Source organism: Paenibacillus sp. SC116, assembly GCF_024733555.1.
GTDB lineage: Bacteria > Bacillota > Bacilli > Paenibacillales > Paenibacillaceae > Paenibacillus_B.
This window is the reverse complement of sequence record NZ_JANIOF010000001.1, coordinates 1,870,468-1,888,085: the sequence shown is the minus strand read 5'-3', so window position 1 is coordinate 1,888,085 and position 17,618 is coordinate 1,870,468. Positions and strand designations below refer to the sequence as shown.

Sequence of the window (17,618 nt, the reverse complement as noted above, 5' to 3'; positions counted from 1 at the left end):
TCAATGACGGACAGGAGGAGCGATAGACCGATGAGTACAGAAATGATCGTACCAGTTGACCGCGAGACGGTCGCAGCTCTCTCCCGCAGCAAGAACGAACCAGCCTGGTTGGCTGAGCTTCGTGTGCAGGCGTTGGAGAAAGCGGCAGAACTAAACCTGCCTATCGTGGAAAAAACAAAAATTGACCGTTGGAATCTTCAAGCATACGGTGCGCCAGCAAGCGTAAATGCGGTGACAGCGTGGAATGGCGTTCCAGCTTTCATTCGTGAAGTATTTGAAGACGAAGTAGCGGATTTAAATAATGTTGTTGTACAACATAACTCAGGAGCTGTATACAGCCAGCTGCAAGAAGATTTGAAGCAGCAAGGCGTTATCTTTACAGACCTTGAGACAGCTGTACGCGAGCACGAAGCGCTCGTTAAAGAGTATTTGTTCCAAGCGGTTGCTTATGATGAGCACCGTATTGCGGCTATCCATGCTGCATTGTGGAACGGCGGCGTATTCTTGTACGTGCCTAAAAATGTAGAAGTAAGTGTGCCATTGCAAGCATTGTTCGGTCACGACAATGTATCTGCAACGTTTGCACCGCATGTATTGATCGTAGCTGACTCTAACAGCCGCGTGAACTATGTCGACAACTTCATCTCTGCTGAAATGAGCGAACCATCTGTTATTAACGGCGTTGTTGAGGTATTCGTTAAGAGCGGAGCTCAAGTGAACTATGCGTCTATTCACCATATGGGAGCGCAAGCGGCTGATATTTCTTACCGTCGTGCGCACGTAGAGAATGATGGTCGCATTGAGTGGGTCGTAGGTGAAATGCATAATGGTAATGCTGTTTCCGAGACGACTTCCATCTTGAAAGGCAACGGCTCCACGTCTGATGCAAAGATAATCTGTGTCGGTAACGGCGAACAGAAGCTGAACATCACGACGAAAGCTGTACATTTCGGTAAGAGCTCGGATTCCCAAATGATTACGCGTGCGGTTATGCGTGAGCAAGCAAGCTCAATCATTAACGGAATTACGAAGATCGAAAAAGGCGCTACAAAAGCGAACGGTGAGCAAACTGAGCGTGTGCTTATGCTTAGCCCTAAAGCTCGTGGAGACGCGAACCCGATCCTTCTTATCGACGAAGATGATGTAACAGCGGGTCACGCTGCTTCTGCAGGACAAGTGAACCAAGAGCAAGTGTTCTACATGATGTCTCGCGGTATTAAGCGTGAAGATGCTGAGAAGCTGATTATTCGCGGATTCTTGGATCCAGTCGTAACAGAACTTCCTAACGAAGAATTGCAAAAATTGCTTCGTCGTTATATCGAAAGGAAGTTAGGACAATGATCGGACGCGAACTTCGTGAGCAGTTTCCCATTTTGCATCAGAACGTTAATGGGCATCCGTTAGTGTATTTGGACAGTGCGGCATCTTCCCAGAAGCCGCGCAGTGTTATCGATGCAGTACGTAAATACTATGAGTGGGATAATTCCAACGTACATCGTGGAGTGCATACTCTTGGTTCACGTGCGACGGACGCTTACGAAGGTGCGCGTGAAAAAGTAGCACGATTCATCAATGCGAAGAGCACCGATGAAATCGTATTTACACGTGGTGCGACAACGGCATTGAATCTAGTTGCTTCTTCCTATGCACGTTCTGTGTGTGGGGAGGGTGACGAGATTGTCATAACACCAATGGAGCATCACGCCAATCTAATTCCTTGGCAGCAGGCTGCAAAAGCAACGGGAGCTACGTTGAAGTATATTCCGCTGCAGCCGGATGGAACGATTGCGCTTGCAGATGTTGAAGCAACCGTTACGGAACGTACAAAAGTCGTTGCGATGACGCATGCTTCCAACGTGCTTGGCGTCATTAATCCGGTTAAAGAGATTGCTGCTATTGCTCATCGACACGGCGCCGTTATGGTTGTGGATGGAGCACAAAGTACGCCGCATATGAAGATTGATGTTCAAGATCTGGACTGTGACTTCTTTGCGATTGCGGGACATAAAATGTGCGGCCCGACTGGAATTGGTGTATTATACGGCAAGAAGGCAATATTAAACAAGATGGAACCGATTGAATTCGGTGGTGAGATGATCGACATTGTTGATCTCTACGATTCAACTTGGAAAGATGCGCCTACGCGTTTCGAAGGCGGAACGCCAATTATCGCAGGTGCTATTGGTTTAGGTGCAGCGATTGATTTCTTGCAGGAAGTTGGAATGGATGCGATTCATGAGCATGAGCAGAAGCTTGCTTCACTTGCATATGATAAACTCTCGGAGGTTGGAGGAATTACGATCTACGGTCCATCTACAAACCGTGTAGGTCTTATTACTTTTAATCTTGATGAAGTTCATCCGCATGATTTGGCAACGGTTCTTGATGCAAAAGGAATTGCGATTCGTGCAGGTCATCACTGCTGTCAGCCGTTAATGCGCTGGCTCAAGGTGAGCTCAACCGCACGTGCCAGCTTCTACTTGTACAACACAGAGGAAGACATTGACCAGCTCGTTAAAGGATTGCTGGAGACGAAGGAGTATTTTAGCGATGCAATTGGATGATCTATACCGCCGCGTCATCATGGATCACTACAAACAACCGCGCAATCGTGGTTTGTTTGAAGGCGATGCGGTGACGATCGATTTGAACAACCCGACTTGTGGAGACCGTATTTCTTTGCAGCTTAAGGTAGAAGACGGTATCGTACAAGACGCTCGTTTTACGGGAGAAGGATGTTCGATCAGTATGTCAAGTGCATCGATGATGACTCAGGCTGTCAAAGGTAAGACATTTGAAGAGGCACTGGAGATGGCTGATAAATTCTCTGCCATGGTAAAAGGTGAAGAGGTTACCTTTGAGGACGACGCAGAGGATATTGAAGCTCTATCGGGAGTATCGAAATTCCCAGCTCGAATCAAATGCGCAACACTTGCGTGGAACGCATTGCGAAAAGGTATTGAATCATAGATCGAAGTCAGTTGAACCGATAAGGTTCAGGTGACATTACTGAAGGAGGTATACGGTGATGGCTAAATCAATGCCGGAAATGGAAGAGTACAAATATGGCTTCCGAGATAATCACCAAGCGATTTTTCAATCGGGTAAAGGCTTAACACCTGAAATCGTAGCAGAAATTTCGCGCATCAAGAACGAGCCGCAATGGATGCTGGACTTCCGTATGAAGTCTTTGAAGCAGTTTGAGAAAATGGAAACTCCTCGTTGGGGCGGAGAATTGGATGGGTTGGACTTCAACGATATCCAATACTATGTTCGTCCTTCTGAGAAACAAGGTAAGACGTGGGAAGAAGTTCCTGCGGAGATCAAAGAGACGTTTGACAAGCTTGGTATTCCTGAAGCGGAACAGAAGTTCCTTGCAGGTGTATCTGCACAGTACGAATCTGAGGTTGTTTACCACAGCATGCAAAAGGAGCTTGAAGATCAGGGTGTTATCTTTACAGATACGGACACTGCGCTTCGTGAGCATCCTGAAATTTTCAAAGAGTACTTTGCTACCGTTGTTCCAATCGCAGACAACAAATTCTCTGCATTGAACAGTGCGGTATGGTCCGGAGGAAGTTTCATCTACGTGCCTAAAGGCGTGAAGTGTGAAATTCCTTTGCAAGCTTACTTCCGTATCAACTCCGAGAATATGGGTCAGTTCGAGCGTACGCTTATCATTGCGGACGAAGATAGCTTCGTGCATTACGTAGAAGGCTGTACAGCTCCTGTTTACAGCACAAACTCTCTTCACTCTGCAGTTGTTGAAATCATCGTGAAGAAGAACGCTCGCGTTCGCTACACGACGATTCAGAACTGGGCACCAAACATTTACAACTTGGTTACAAAGCGTGCTGTATGTGAAGAAAACGCAAATATGGAGTGGGTTGATGGTAACATCGGCTCCAAGCTGACAATGAAATACCCTGCAGTTATTTTGAAAGGTCGCGGCGCAAAAGGCTCCGTACTTTCCATTGCTGTAGCAGGTAAAGGTCAGCACCAAGATGCGGGTGCTAAGATGATTCACTTGGCTCCAGATACAACATCTACAATTGTATCCAAGTCGATCTCGAAACATGGCGGTAAAGTAACGTACCGTGGTCTTGCTCAATTCGGACGTAACTCGGACGGAGCTAAGTCGAACGTAAAGTGCGACACGCTTATCCTTGATAACGAGTCCACTTCTGATACTATTCCGTACAACGAGATTTTGAATGACAACATCACGCTTGAGCACGAAGCGACTGTATCTAAGGTATCTGAAGAGCAACTCTTCTACCTGATGAGCCGCGGCTTGACGGAAGATGAAGCAACTCAGATGATCGTTATGGGCTTCATCGAGCCATTCACGAAAGAATTGCCGATGGAGTATGCGGTTGAGATGAATCGTCTCATCAAGTTCGAGATGGAAGGTTCTATCGGATAATATAAAACAACTGTATCTCTGACGGGAGTACATTAACTATGGTAATTGTACGGACCCAATCAGTTGAGTGCGCTAATTGTTTTATTATCACTATAGACGAAAAAGAATCCGCAAATGATTGCGGATTCTTTTTTTTTGTATCATGCTGTGGATAAAAGCATAAGCAACAATTTTTCTTCATCAAATTTCATAAGAAAAAGAAAATGTAGACTGCTATAAATTCCTCCATAAACAGAAGGCGAACTTAATAAGTTCGCCTTCTGTTATTTTTGAGGTTTGTACTTTATAGTTATCTCTACACAAAAGGGTAGTTAGTGGTAGGGACATCTAATAGTAGATTATTGATTAATGAATTTAGCTAGGCTGACTTATATGCTTATAGTGAAATGTTATGTGATTTGACCAACTACAAGAAGGGTGTAAGGATGATATAAGATCGAAGATCCTGCTACTACGACATAGTAGCGTTTTCCCGCTTGAACTGGGAACGATAGCTCTGTAGAAGAACCATTGGTATTGTATACGACTTTATGTGTGATTGCAGAAGAACTTCCTGGATTGAGTACACTTTCCTCATAGACTGCTAAGTTATATACCTGGTTATTAGGATAATCAGGTGGGAAAAATAACACTCTCTGTTGTCCAGTACTGTGAGCTGATAGATAAAACCAATCTTGATCGTTATTTCCTAGATGGGCAGATACTGTACTGGCATGAGGGATGTAAACAGCTTGGTGTGGCACTTCATTAATTGGGTTCTCGTATGGATCAGGTGCAGCGGATACGGATGAAATCGAAGTAAAAGTGAGCATAGTTGCTAAAAGTAAAGTTTTAATCCCTTTTTTCATAACAAATTCATCTCCCTACATTATTTAGATTTATTATTACTATAAAATATGGAGTTATTATCTAACGTGATTATATTTTTAGATTCCGCAATTTAATTGCGGTGTCCAATTTGATTACTTGTGGCTGGATTTTTACCTTGTTAGGTGTTTTGAGCTACAGGGTCGGTCACTTTCTTCAATTGTAATAAGGTTATATTTAATAACATTATTCTGTAGAAACTAATGTTATCATTGTCCTATTACTGCAAAGACATATTGTCTTGAAAGGTTAGCAGATCCTGACACTAAGGCATAATAGGATTTGCCACCTTGAACATTAAATGAAAACTCATTCGTTGAGGTCGATCCATTAACAATCGTTTTAGAAGCAATTGCAGTTCCTCCACCAGATTCCATCGTCGACGCTTCAAAGATGAGAACGTTATAGACTTGATCATCAGGAGGGTGGAATAAAATGCGCTGCTGTCCAGAAAAATAAGGAGTGAATTTGTACCAATCAGTATCGCCAGAGCTTAAGTATCCCCATGCACCAGTTCCTGGGCTAACAGTCTGGGCTTGGAAATAAAAATCATTAACTGGATTCTCGTAAGGATCAGCTGCGAAAACCGACGAAGCTACTGTTAAGCTAAGAATAGTTGTTACAAGCAATGCTTTGAATCCTTTTTTCACGAAATTTTCCTCCCTATATTTGTATTTCGTAGGCTATCATATCAAATTTGGAAAATTAACGGAACGTAAATATATTGATAGAAACCGCAATTTAATTGCGGTGTTCTTTGCATGATAGAATATTTGAGCACTCAGATAACAAAAAAAGATGACTACTTATACTAATAAGTGAAGTCATCTTTCTTCTTAAATCTTGTCCTTATACATATACATAATCGATATCCAAATTGCGATTGACCGTAAGATCGATAAATTCTTGTTCTACTCGAATAAGCGGTCTGAAAAAGTCGGTTGCGTGATTCATGACGATAATGCCGTCACGACCATCTGTTAGTTTGACACGTTTATGAAGGAAGTTAGGCAGCATGTAGCGGATAAACGTATGCGTAATAATCGGATCGAGCTTCGAGAAGCTCAACTGGTACATTTGCTTCAGCACCGTTAGTAGATCCTTCTTATCTTGATAAGTACGAGAAGATATCATTGCGCTGTAAACATCTGCAACAGATACGATTTTGGCTACCAAATGTATATTTTCACCTGTTAGCCCTTCTGGATATCCAGTACCATCTGTACGCTCATGATGCTGTAATGCAGCAATTGCAATCCATTTGTCCTCATAGGTAGAACGAATAATTTGATAGCCTGCAAGTGGGTGGAGCTTCATTTGTTCATATTCTTCTTGTGTTAATGGGGCGGGTTTATTTAAGATGTCACGATCTACTTGGCACTTTCCTATATCATGCAAATATCCGGCTTTCCCGATACGCAGGGCTTCTTCCTTTGTATGGCCAAGCCATGTAGCTAAATAGTAGGACAACATCCCGACTTGGACTGAATGCTGGCAGGTGTAATCATCTTGTGAGTTAAGACGAAGCAGCAAGGAAACGACATCCCGTTCTTGTTGAAATTGTTCTAACAGCGGGGTAATCGTATAGTCCACAGCCTCTTGTGCAAGGCGCCCGTTCGTAAGCGCATAATGAAACAAAAGATTTGTTGATTTGACTGCATCTTGATAGTAAGGGAATAGTTTCTCGTAGCTGTTCACATCATTCGAAAAGCTTGAATGTGAATCGGGAGTATTGAAATCTGTGGCTCTTGTTGTAGAAGTATGAGTCTGATGGTCTTGTGGTGAGTTGAATGGTGTAGGAGCTATGATGTCAATATCGTCAATCAAGTGACCGATAAGGATGCCGATGTCTCTTTCTCTCAGTACCGTACCAGCAGAGAGTACATGAACACCATGTTGGTTGAAGACAGCGTTCTGCAAAATGTCTCCAGGTTGCAGATCATTCACATGTACACGCATCGTGCGATTCACCGTTCCTATTCGTAAATTTGTGATTTCATCATATCAATAAATTAGGGGTCTATCAACAACATTTACCAATTAAAGATAGAAAGTTGTCGTATTTATTGAAAATTTGTCAAATGATGAAGGTTCGAATGATAGAAAGAAAATGTTCTTATGGCTAGAGCTTACTTGCTTATTCATAGAGTTTTAGTGGGTTTTCTGATATGCTTGTTATGTGCACTATAGGTGCACATAACAAGCGATATATCCGCATCAAGACTGCAATACATCCCAATAACCATTGATGCCATTACATTTTTGGAGAAAGAGGGAGTACGCATGTTGACTGTGTTTATCGCTGTTATTTTAGGGGTTGTAGAAGGATTAACAGAATTTATTCCTGTATCATCGACAGGGCATATGATTTTGACAGCTTCATTTATCGGATTAGATGAACATAATCCGCTGCTAAAAACGTTTATGATTATGATTCAGTTGGGTGCTATTTTGGCGATTACGATTGTATATCGAGGCCGATTATTAACCATGCTCAGACTTCGTCCTGTTACTGTAGCTAGAGGCGCGGAGAGAAGCGTTAGTTTGAATCTTTTTCATGTGGCACTAGGTATATTGCCTGCGCTGGTAGTTGCTTTTTTTGCGAAAGATTTCATTAAGTCTTTGTTCAGCGCAAGTACAGTGATGTGGGCGTTGGTAGTGGGTGGTATTTTTATGTGGTTGGCTGAGTCATTCAGTTCCAAGCGTGAACCAACGGCACATACGATCGATCAAATTACATATAAGCAAGCGTTATTAATTGGTGTATATCAGATAATCTCTGTGCTATGGCCGGGATTTTCACGTTCCGGATCTACCATTTCAGGTGGATTACTAAGTGGAGTAAGTTATCGCGCGTCCGCGGACTTTTCATTTTTAATTGCGATACCTATTATGATCGCTGCAACTGGCTATGAATTGCTTAGCAATTATCAATATATAAGTGGCGACGGTCTTGCGGTCTTCTTATTGGGTTTTATCGTTTCATTTATAGTAGCTTATATTGTCGTTATTTCTTTCCTCAAATATATACAAGCTATCAAATTGAAATACTTCGCTATTTACCGATTCGTACTCGCTGGCCTGTTCTGGTTCATCATTATGTATTGACAAAAGGCCAACACCAACATCATATCGCCATGATGGTAGCAACAATATGGTATGATGATAAGATAACTCCTTGCGTGTAGAACGAATATCATCTTGAAAGAATCAGGGGTTGACTGACAGTGCGGTGGATACCGATTATGAATTGCCGTCCCGGCATGAGACTTGCTAAAAAGATCTATAATGAAGAAGGTATGGTTCTGCTTCAAGAACAAGTTGAGATGACGGATACTTTTATTCGTCGTTTGATTGAAAGGGACGTATCTTATATTTATGTAGAAGATGAGCGAACGGAAGGTATTGTAGCTCCCGATCTATTAAGTGATGAAACTAGAATTATGGCTAATAAAACGATTCGCCAGCAATTCATGCGGCATATGTCTGACGGACGCTCTCGCAAGCGTAAACATGATCATGACTTTGATGCTACCGTTTCGGGAATGCTCGACAATCTTGTCCATGATATTTCGAAACATAATAAAGCAATGGTGATGTTGAATGATATACAGACGACGGATCACTACGTATTTCGTCATTCCTTAAACGTATGTGTGTATACGACACTGTTCGGTGTATACCACGGCTATGCACGAGACGATCTTAAACTGCTTTCGATGGGGGCACTGCTACACGATGTTGGCAAGATGCATCTGGATCCACTTATTCTTAATAAGACGAGTCCACTTACGAAGCTTGAATTCGATATGATTAAGATGCATGCGGAATACGGATATCGCATTTTAAGGGAAGATCCTAATATTCCGCGTGTTGTTGCTCATTGTGCTTATCAACATCATGAACGTTTGAACGGATCCGGCTACCCAAGGGGCTTAACATCTGATAACATTCATGAATTTTCGAAATGGATTGCAATTGCGGATTCTTATGATGCGATGACGACGAATCGTGTATATCGTCCAGCCATGCTGCCGCATGAGGCGTTGGAAATTTTATATACAGGATCTGGTACTCTTTATGAACAGTGGATGCTATCTCTCTTTAGGGATCGAATTGCTGTGTATCCTCTTGGCATGTCCGTTAAGTTGAGCACAGGTGAGATCGGTATCGTAGCAGAAATCAATGCGAACTACCCGCAACGCCCGATTATAAGAGTTTTGTATGATGCGGAAGGTGCGTCAGTTCCTCAAGGAACGGAGCTTGATTTGTCGCAACTTCTTCATATAATGATTGTTGAAATGGTCGATGTAGAATAAAAGAAATAAACGCCTGAACGAGTATGGATCAGCATCAATTGCTTGGGAGGAATCGAGTTGCGCGAAACGGATGAACAAGGGCTTTTTTGGAGAATGGGACATTTCATTTATCGTTATCGTCGGGCCGTATTCGGAGTGTGGTGTGCCATTTTTATAGGTATGGGGGTATTTGCTGTACAGGCTCCTTCCATGCTCAAAGATAATGGGTTTACTCCAGTTGGTAGTGATTCAGATCGAGGATTGAAACTGATGCAAGAGCAGTTGCAGATCGCGCCAGTGATGCTTGATATCGTATATGAGAGCAGTGACGGTGAATCATTATTATCAGAGTCTAAACGGGAACAAATTATGAATACATTGACCGAATTACGACAAACGTCTTATGTATCTAGTGTTTCCTTCCGAGATGTGGGAAGAAGCGAAGTGCGGAATGATGTTACGGTTGTTACCGTTACGATGAATCTCGAGGCAGACGAAGCAATCGAGAAGTTTGCTTCGATTCGTAAGCTTATTCCTGATCCGCCTGGTATAAAAGCTTATGTTACAGGCAGTACAGCGGTCTTCTATGATGTTCAAGAAGCGAGCAAGCGCGATATTATAAAGTCTGAAATTATAGGACTTCCTATTGCTTTGATCGTGCTGTTGCTTGTATTTGGCACATGGCTTGCAGGTATTCTTCCGCTTGTCGTTGGGATGTTGAGTGTAACGACAACGTTGGGCATTATTTATTTTATTGCCTTAGGGACAGACTCCTTGAGTAACTTCCTTCCTAACATGGTTAGTATGTTAGGGTTGGCGGTTGGTATTGACTACGCTTTGTTCATGGTCAGTCGATTTAGAGAAGAGCTTAACGTACAAGTCGATGTTGGACAAGCGGTTGCGATGACTGCGCAGAAAGCAGGAAAATCCATATTCTTTTCTGGAGTAGCTGTTCTAATTGGGCTTATCGCAATGGCGTTTATTGATCTAGCACTATTCCAATCCCTTGCCTTAGGTGGGGTTCTCGTCGTATCGATGTCTGTCATTGTAGGGAACACATTGTTGCTTGCTTTGCTTGGCATGCTCGGGGAACGAATTAATCGTTATGCCGTTATTCCAAAGCGATGGAGAAGTCGGAAGAAGGATCATAACCGTGATGAAAGCGGCAACTCATTTTGGGGGCGAGTCGCTTATGCTGTCATGAAGCGCCCGATACCGATTGTACTTCTGCTATGTACGGTGCTTATTGCTTGTATATGGCCTGTATTGAACATGAACATAGGTATTCCTGATGCAAAAATGCTGCCGCCCAAATATGAATCCCGATATGGCTCGGATCTGATGACAGAAGTCTACGACGAACGGGAGCTGAATCCGATTCAGCTGATTGTGAAGGCAAAAGAGCCATTCCATGAAGAGCGTACCATTGAGGCAGTGACTAAGCTTACTGAAACTCTAAAGGGAGTTCAAGGTGTTCAACGTGTAGATAGTTATTTAACTGCATTGCCAAATGTACCGAACACGCAAGCGAAGTCGCAAGCCTTGCAGAATGAGCAATTACAGCAGCAATTGAAGGCCAGCCATCTTGTGAATGACTCCCATATGCTAGTAAGTATTGTATCTAATGTAGGCGCAGATGGAGAAGAGGCTTACGATCTAGTACGTAATCTTCGTGCGATTGACTCAGCTGAATTGGACATATTGGTTACTGGAACGGCTGCTTATCGATTAGACATTGTAGATCGAATCACATCTGCACTGCCGTATGTGGTACTATTTATATTGGCAGTAACCTATGTCGTATTGTTTATTGCATTCCGTTCTGTCATATTGCCATTGAAGGCAGTATTTATGAACGTGCTTAGTTTAGGTGCGAGCTTAGGTATTGTCGTTCTAGTCTTCCAGCATGGATACATGGCAGATTTGTTACAGGTAACATCTACAGGAATTGTAGTAGCGATGCTGCCTGTTATCATTTTTTGTGTTGTATTCGGCATATCTATGGATTACGAAGTATTCTTATTGTCTCGTATAGCAGAAGAATATGAACGTACAGGGGATAATGAGCGAAGTACAGCCGAAGGCTTGAAGAAGACAGGAAGTATTATTACGAGTGCAGCATTTATTTTAATCGTTGTCGTAGGGGCGTTTATTTTTACGGACAATGAATTGATGAAGGCGATTGGCCTTGGATTGTCGGTATCCGTGCTGCTGGACGCGACGCTTATTCGATTGTTCCTCGTACCCGCTCTTATGAAGTTGATGGGTCGAGCCAATTGGTGGGCACCGCGCTGGGCAAGGTTTGCATCTTCGAAGGATACCGTCGAATAGAGGAAGAATAGGTGAGTGAAATGAGTAAACAACAGCATGCGAATGTGTCGGTGATTACACCTCCGGCCTTACAACCGATAACACCTCAATATGACCCTTGGGATCCGATTCGATCACTAAGACTATATGGAGAGCACAGACTTACAAGTGTGGAAATGACTGTGGCTCAAGTATGCAACATGCGCTGCGAGCATTGCGCGGTGGGACATACACTTGTGATGCGAGAGCCAGATCTGCTTCCGCTTGATGTGATGTTAAAGCGTCTTGACGAGGTAGAGCATTTGGAGACGATAAGTATCACGGGTGGAGAACCTACTTTCCATCTCTCTACGGTGAAAGACTATGTGATTCCATTGCTTAAATATGCAAGAGAGCGAGGCGTACGCTCTCAGTTGAATTCTAATGTTACCTTGGATTACGGACGCTATGAAATGATAGCGCCGTACTTGGATGTTATGCATATTTCATTCAACTATACGAATGTGGAAGATTTCCGCCAAGTTGGATTTGTGCATCGTGATCGTGATTTATCCAATAACTTAACTGTGAAATTTTATGAGCAGATGATTGATAATACACGTCGTTTAGTTGAGGGTGGGCTTTTCGTATCAGCGGAGTCTATGATCAACTATCGTACGCATGACAAGATGAATGACATTCACCAGCTCATTTATGAGATGGGCTGTCAACGACATGAAGTACATCCGATGTATCCAAGCTCGTTTGCAGAACATTTGCCAGTATTGTCGATCGATGAACTGCGTCAATCCATTCATCGCTTGTTAGACATCCGTCATCAAGATATGTGGATGTTGTTTGGGACACTTCCGTTCTACGGATGTAGTGTAAATGAAGAAGATACGAAACTGCTCCAACGACTGTACAGCGAGAAAAAAGTAACGGTACGCAACGATCCAGACGGGCGTAATCGTTTGAATGTAAATATGTTCAATGGAGATGTATTTGTTACAGACTTTGCCGATATTCCTTCCTTCGGCAGCATTTATGAGGATAAGCTCGATGCTATATTCGATAAATGGCTTCATCATCATCCATTGTCCAAAACGGTAGATTGCTATTGTCCGCAAGCTAGCTGCTGTGGACCTAATTTGCTCGTGGCAGACATGTATTATCCTAATGTAAACTTCAAGGAGCGCAAGGCAGTCATATCTGTGTAGTGCGCGATAAGCAGAAGTGAGCAGCAATCGGGTATAAGCAACGATAAATGAACGCAAGATGAATGGATAAAGGAAGTGAACTATGTCGTTCAAACATTTGTTTTTAGCTGCAGTGGGGCTTCTATTGCTGTACGGTTTGTTTACCGTCGGCGCTCCTTTCTTGCTGGCTTGTGTAATCGCAATGGGATTAGAGCCATTGACAAAAGCATGGATGCGTTGGTTCAAGTGGGGCCGCATTCCGGCTGCTGTACTAAGCTGTACATTATTTACTCTGTTTTTGCTATCAGGGATGTATTATATCGTCGTTCAGATTATTAAACAGCTAGTGGAGTTGGTCAAAAATTCTCCTACCTATATTGAAGGAGTGCGCGCATGGCTGGAGCAGACGATGTCTGAAGCGCAAGTCAATATGCCTGAGCATTGGGAAGGTATGTTTGAGCAGCTATTTGTTACGGTGTCGGGTCATTTGCAAGATGCTGCAGCGACCGTTTCTGCTAAAGCGGTGTCTTTAGCAGGAGTGCTTCCGAATATGTTTATTTTCTTTATCGTATTTATGGTTGCTTTGTTCCTAATCAGCTTTAGCTTGGATCGCACACGTCCAGCTATATTGCATTTCTTTGATAGCAAGTCTCATAATCAAGTGAATCAAGTCATTACTACGTTAAAAAGCTCGGTATTCGGTTTTGTGAGAGCGCAAATTATTCTGTGTTTGTTCACATACGTGATTACACTAAGTGGACTTCTGATTCTGGATACAGGTTATCCGCTAGCTATTGCACTGCTCGTTATGATCGTAGATCTACTTCCGATACTAGGTGTTGGATCAGCACTAATGCCATGGGCTGTTTATTGTATGGCTACTGGTGATCTATTTACGGGAATTGGCCTTGTGGTCATGTTCATCGTCATTACGGCATTGCGTCGTATCATTGAGCCGAAGGTAGTCGGAGATTCCGTGGGCATCGGAGCTTTGCCTGCACTTGTCAGTTTGTATGTTGGTTTCAAATTGGTCGGAGTCATTGGTTTCTTTATTGGACCCTTGGTCGTTATTATTTATAACGCAATACGTAAAGCTGGCTTAATGGAGATTAAAATTAAATTCTAACAAAACAAAAGAGCTGTCCCTAATGTGCATATGGCACGAAAGGGTAGCTCTTTTTTTCTTAGTTAATGATTGCTTAATCAACGAAACGTTCTCTTTGTACGTTTCGTTATTGCTGCAATACATGCTGTGTGATCCACTTACCATGATTTCGACCTGATTCAATAAATATTTCGTTAGCATTTTTACCTGATGCAATTACACCTGCCACATACAGGCCAGCAATATTTGTTTCCATCGTATCAGGATTAAATACGGGCTTATCACCATCTTCTTGGAGCTGCACACCAAGTTGGCTTAACATTTTACGATCGGGTCTAAATCCAGTTAGTGCCAATACGAAGCTGCACGGAAGATCATAACGTACTTCGCCTGCATCTGTTTGTTCCCGAATGATAACTTTATCCGCCATAATTTCTTGTACTTGTGAGCTTGTGCAAAGAGAGATAGCGCCCTTCGCAACCATGCTTTCAAAAATGGGTTTTACCCATGGCTTCACACTTGCCGACAATTCTGACCCACGAGAGACTACGGTAACCTTTGCTCCTACCCGCATTAATTCCAATGCAGCATCGACTGCAGAATTGTTTGCACCAATAATGACAACCTGTTTACCTGCGTAAGGGTGAGCTTCTTGGAAGTAATGTGAAACATGAGCAAGTTGTTCGCCAGGTATGTTCAGCATATGGGGATAGTCAAAATATCCAGTTGCGATGACGACATTTTGAGCCTCGTAGTGAAGCTCATGTCCGCTAATCGCTTTTGTTATTAGTTGAAATTTGCCGTCTGCTTTATGGACAGAAGTAACTTCCTCATAAGTGCGAATATTTAATTGATAGCGTTCAGCAACTTTACGATAGTATACGAGTGCTTCATGACGATAAGGTTTGTCATTTGGCGTTGTAAATGGCAGATCGCCAATTTCCAGCAACTCAGGTGTACTGAAAAATTGAAGATGCGTCGGATAACGATAAATAGAGTGAACCATGCAGTTTTTCTCAATGACGAGTGCTTCAATGCCTGCACGCTTCAGCTCGATTGCTGCGGATAGACCACAGGGGCCGGCACCGATAATAATAACGCGATGTTCCATAGTGGTTATGCCTCCAAACTATGCAATTATAATTTACTAACGAATATATAGGTCATTTTATTATAAGTCGAGTTTAATTTCTATTGCCAAGGAAAAGCGAGCAGAATCCTGTTGAAGAAACGAAGTGTTCGCCTTTGTAGTCGAGTTCTAACTGTAGAGCCCAAATCAAAAAGAACTCGACTACAACAGCGATCGGAAACAGGATCTGCTCGTTACACAGAGGGCAAAAGGTTATTTTTGATATTGTAAGTATCGTAGCAGAATTAACCCGACAAGCCAATTTGAATACAAACGATGACTATGTAAGATTTATGATATAGTAAGGGGGTCTAGAAGAACTTGATAGAAGAGGACGGGATGCGAATATGAAGAAACCAGAAGCAATTATATTTGACATGGACGGCACATTATTCAAGACAGAGACATTATTGATTCCGGCCTACCACCGTTTATTCGACCGATTGCGTGCAGAAGGTCTGTATACAGAAGAGACGCCGCCGGTAGAGCGTATTCTTGGAAGCTTAGGTATGTTGTTAGAGGAAATATGGAAGCGGGTTATGCCAGATGCTTCAGAGGAAGCGCGAAGTAGAGCAGATGTGCTTCTACTAGAAGAGGAAGAGCGTGGACTTGAGAGCGGCGGGTCCGAATTGTATCCAGGTGTAGTAGAGACACTGCAAACATTGCGTGCGCACGGGGTGAAGTTGTTCGTTGCGAGCAACGGCCCAGCACCATATGTGGAGGGTGTAGCACGTGCACACGGAATAGCGGATTATTTTGAAGAATTATATAGTGCAGGCGGAAGGAAGACCGCATCGAAGGTCGATCTTGTTCGCATTTTGTTAGATGAACATCACATTAAGAGCGCATGGATGGTCGGTGATCGCTCTTCGGATATAGAAGCAGGCGCAAAGAATGGATTGGGGATCGTCGGATGTGCATATGCAGGATTCGGTGCTGATGAGGAACTGGAAGGTTCTCATGTTCTTATTCAGCATTTTGAGGAGCTTGTACAGCTTTACCAGACAAGTGAAGAGAAGCAAGCTGGATAACCGCATGACAAATCGTGCAAGGCGCAGACACAATTGAGTGTCTGCGCCTTTTATATTTCAATGTACACGTAATATGAAATTGCATGAATAGATTGCTATCGCTGTCTCTGTGAGTCATTGTGGATCTTGAACGGCTTCGACTGGGATAAGATCTTCAGGATTGCTGCGTATTAAAGTACGCTGTTGATGCAGCCAGAGCGCGTATTGTAAAGGTTTTATTAATGATTTCTGGTACGTATTTTGATCGCCTATAAGTTGAAATACTTCCCGAGAAGGTTTTGGATTTACTTCCAACATCCATATCTTTCCGTTTTTATCAATGGCAAGATCGAGTGCAAGCTCACACAGAGCTCCATATTTACGTTCAAGATAAGAAGCAGCTTCGATGCCCATTTTCTCTGCTTCCTGTTTCACATCTGTTATGAGCTGATCATCGCCAATCCAATTGCGCAGCATCTCATCCATAGAAATAGCTTCGCCTCCTCCGTGTAGGTTGGAGGTGATACTTTTGGCAGCTCCTATTCTGCCTGCACAGCCTGTTAATGTCCAGTTCCCTGTTTCGTCTTTTTGCACAAGCATACGATAATCATGAACACGACCGTTCGGCAAGTTCAACGAAATTCCTTGCTGCACGATATATCGTCCGGTAGCATTCCAAGAATTGAGCCTAGCGGCAAGTTGTGACCATGTCATACGTTGCGGGCTAATAATTTTGCGCTTCTGATCTCTTCCTTGCACGTACAGCATAAAAGTAGGAGCCATTCGCTCTACTCGCAAGATGCCCCTGCCGCCGGTACCGTTGATTGGCTTCATGTAAATGAGGGGATGATGCTTAAGCACCTGTTGTGCGTCAGCTAAGGAGCTATACAACTTCGTTTGGGGAAGGAACTGACGTAGATAAGAATCTTCAGAAAGTACTTGGTGAACAGTCCATTTATTACGCAGTGGTTTGTTTAAATACAGCAAATCAGGGTACCTTTTTCGGAAGCGGCGAAGCTGTTCAAAACGAGAGCTATTTTGAAGTCGACAACGGTCAAATATGACGTCGGGAAAAGGGGTCCATTGCCGAAGCCAGCGGTTTTTATCGTGTTGGTATACCATGGAGTAGATTCGATGTTTCCTGTGGTCGACATCTTGCGGCGTAAACACAAATACATGAAGACCGATGGATTGGCCTGCCGTTATCATTTTTTGATAAATGTGACGCTCTTCAAGATGTTTATGCTCGTTTAAGTATAAAGTCAAAATGCCCAAAACCGGTTGTGCCAATTACC

The 17,618-nt window shown here is 43.1% G+C and carries 15 protein-coding genes; 10 read left to right on the top strand and 5 right to left on the bottom strand.

Going from position 1 to position 17,618, the window contains the following annotated elements:
* The first annotated feature begins 30 nt into the window (after positions 1 to 30).
* From sufD to sufB, 4 genes are read left to right on the top strand one after another with little or no spacing between them, the layout of a single operon-like run.
* The gene (gene sufD, locus NQ117_RS08275) at positions 31 to 1,341 is read left to right on the top strand and encodes a Fe-S cluster assembly protein SufD (protein ID WP_258277491.1); all 1,311 of its coding nucleotides are present in this window, start codon (positions 31 to 33) and stop codon (positions 1,339 to 1,341) included.
* Positions 1,338 to 2,564, top strand: coding sequence for a cysteine desulfurase (locus NQ117_RS08270; RefSeq protein ID WP_258277490.1), 1,227 nt, complete (start codon positions 1,338 to 1,340; stop codon positions 2,562 to 2,564). The genes sufD and NQ117_RS08270 overlap by 4 nt, the downstream gene beginning before the upstream one ends.
* Complete coding sequence (gene sufU, locus NQ117_RS08265) at positions 2,551 to 2,970, top strand: Fe-S cluster assembly sulfur transfer protein SufU (RefSeq protein WP_258277489.1); 420 nt, start codon at positions 2,551 to 2,553, stop codon at positions 2,968 to 2,970. Before NQ117_RS08270 ends, sufU begins: the two co-directional genes overlap by 14 nt.
* 58 nt (positions 2,971 to 3,028) lie before the next feature.
* On the top strand, positions 3,029 to 4,426 hold the full coding sequence (gene sufB / locus NQ117_RS08260) for a Fe-S cluster assembly protein SufB (protein WP_258277488.1): 1,398 nt from the start codon (positions 3,029 to 3,031) through the stop codon (positions 4,424 to 4,426).
* Positions 4,427 to 4,815: 389 nt separating this feature from the next.
* Here the strand turns inward: sufB and NQ117_RS08255 are convergent, their stop codons facing one another.
* From NQ117_RS08255 to NQ117_RS08245, 3 genes are all read right to left on the bottom strand, one after another.
* The gene (locus tag NQ117_RS08255) at positions 4,816 to 5,274 is read right to left on the bottom strand and encodes a hypothetical protein (RefSeq protein WP_258277487.1); all 459 of its coding nucleotides are present in this window, start codon (positions 5,272 to 5,274) and stop codon (positions 4,816 to 4,818) included.
* A gap of 228 nt (positions 5,275 to 5,502) precedes the next feature.
* Positions 5,503 to 5,943: a hypothetical protein gene (locus NQ117_RS08250; protein ID WP_258277486.1), complete on the bottom strand. Its 441-nt coding sequence runs from the start codon at positions 5,941 to 5,943 to the stop codon at positions 5,503 to 5,505.
* A 199-nt stretch (positions 5,944 to 6,142) separates the two neighbouring features.
* A complete protein-coding gene (locus NQ117_RS08245) occupies positions 6,143 to 7,252 on the bottom strand; it encodes an HD-GYP domain-containing protein (protein ID WP_258277485.1) in 1,110 nt (369 codons plus the stop codon).
* Positions 7,253 to 7,576: 324 nt separating this feature from the next.
* On the opposite strand from NQ117_RS08245, the gene NQ117_RS08240 reads away from it, so the two are divergent.
* The 5 genes from NQ117_RS08240 to ytvI all read left to right on the top strand — a co-directional run bounded on the left by NQ117_RS08240 (position 7,577) and on the right by ytvI (position 14,205).
* Complete coding sequence (locus NQ117_RS08240) at positions 7,577 to 8,401, top strand: undecaprenyl-diphosphate phosphatase (protein ID WP_258277484.1); 825 nt, start codon at positions 7,577 to 7,579, stop codon at positions 8,399 to 8,401.
* 119 nt (positions 8,402 to 8,520) lie between these two features.
* A complete protein-coding gene (locus tag NQ117_RS08235) occupies positions 8,521 to 9,612 on the top strand; it encodes an HD-GYP domain-containing protein (RefSeq protein ID WP_258277483.1) in 1,092 nt (363 codons plus the stop codon).
* A 57-nt stretch (positions 9,613 to 9,669) separates the two neighbouring features.
* Complete coding sequence (locus NQ117_RS08230) at positions 9,670 to 11,922, top strand: MMPL family transporter (protein ID WP_258277482.1); 2,253 nt, start codon at positions 9,670 to 9,672, stop codon at positions 11,920 to 11,922.
* 20 nt (positions 11,923 to 11,942) lie between these two features.
* Positions 11,943 to 13,100, top strand: coding sequence for a radical SAM/CxCxxxxC motif protein YfkAB (gene yfkAB, locus NQ117_RS08225; protein ID WP_375163032.1), 1,158 nt, complete (start codon positions 11,943 to 11,945; stop codon positions 13,098 to 13,100).
* An 82-nt stretch (positions 13,101 to 13,182) separates the two neighbouring features.
* Entirely contained in the window at positions 13,183 to 14,205 is a 1,023-nt protein-coding gene (gene ytvI, locus NQ117_RS08220) for a sporulation integral membrane protein YtvI (protein ID WP_258277481.1), read from the top strand.
* Positions 14,206 to 14,311: 106 nt separating this feature from the next.
* Here ytvI and NQ117_RS08215 read toward each other — a convergent pair whose 3' ends face one another.
* A complete protein-coding gene (locus NQ117_RS08215) occupies positions 14,312 to 15,295 on the bottom strand; it encodes a YpdA family putative bacillithiol disulfide reductase (protein ID WP_258277480.1) in 984 nt (327 codons plus the stop codon).
* A gap of 365 nt (positions 15,296 to 15,660) precedes the next feature.
* On the opposite strand from NQ117_RS08215, the gene NQ117_RS08210 reads away from it, so the two are divergent.
* Positions 15,661 to 16,344: an HAD family hydrolase gene (locus NQ117_RS08210; protein ID WP_258277479.1), complete on the top strand. Its 684-nt coding sequence runs from the start codon at positions 15,661 to 15,663 to the stop codon at positions 16,342 to 16,344.
* 114 nt (positions 16,345 to 16,458) lie between these two features.
* On the opposite strand, the gene NQ117_RS08205 is transcribed toward NQ117_RS08210, so the two are convergent.
* Entirely contained in the window at positions 16,459 to 17,613 is a 1,155-nt protein-coding gene (locus NQ117_RS08205; protein ID WP_258277478.1) for a YheC/YheD family endospore coat-associated protein, read from the bottom strand.
* Positions 17,614 to 17,618: the final 5 nt, after the last annotated feature.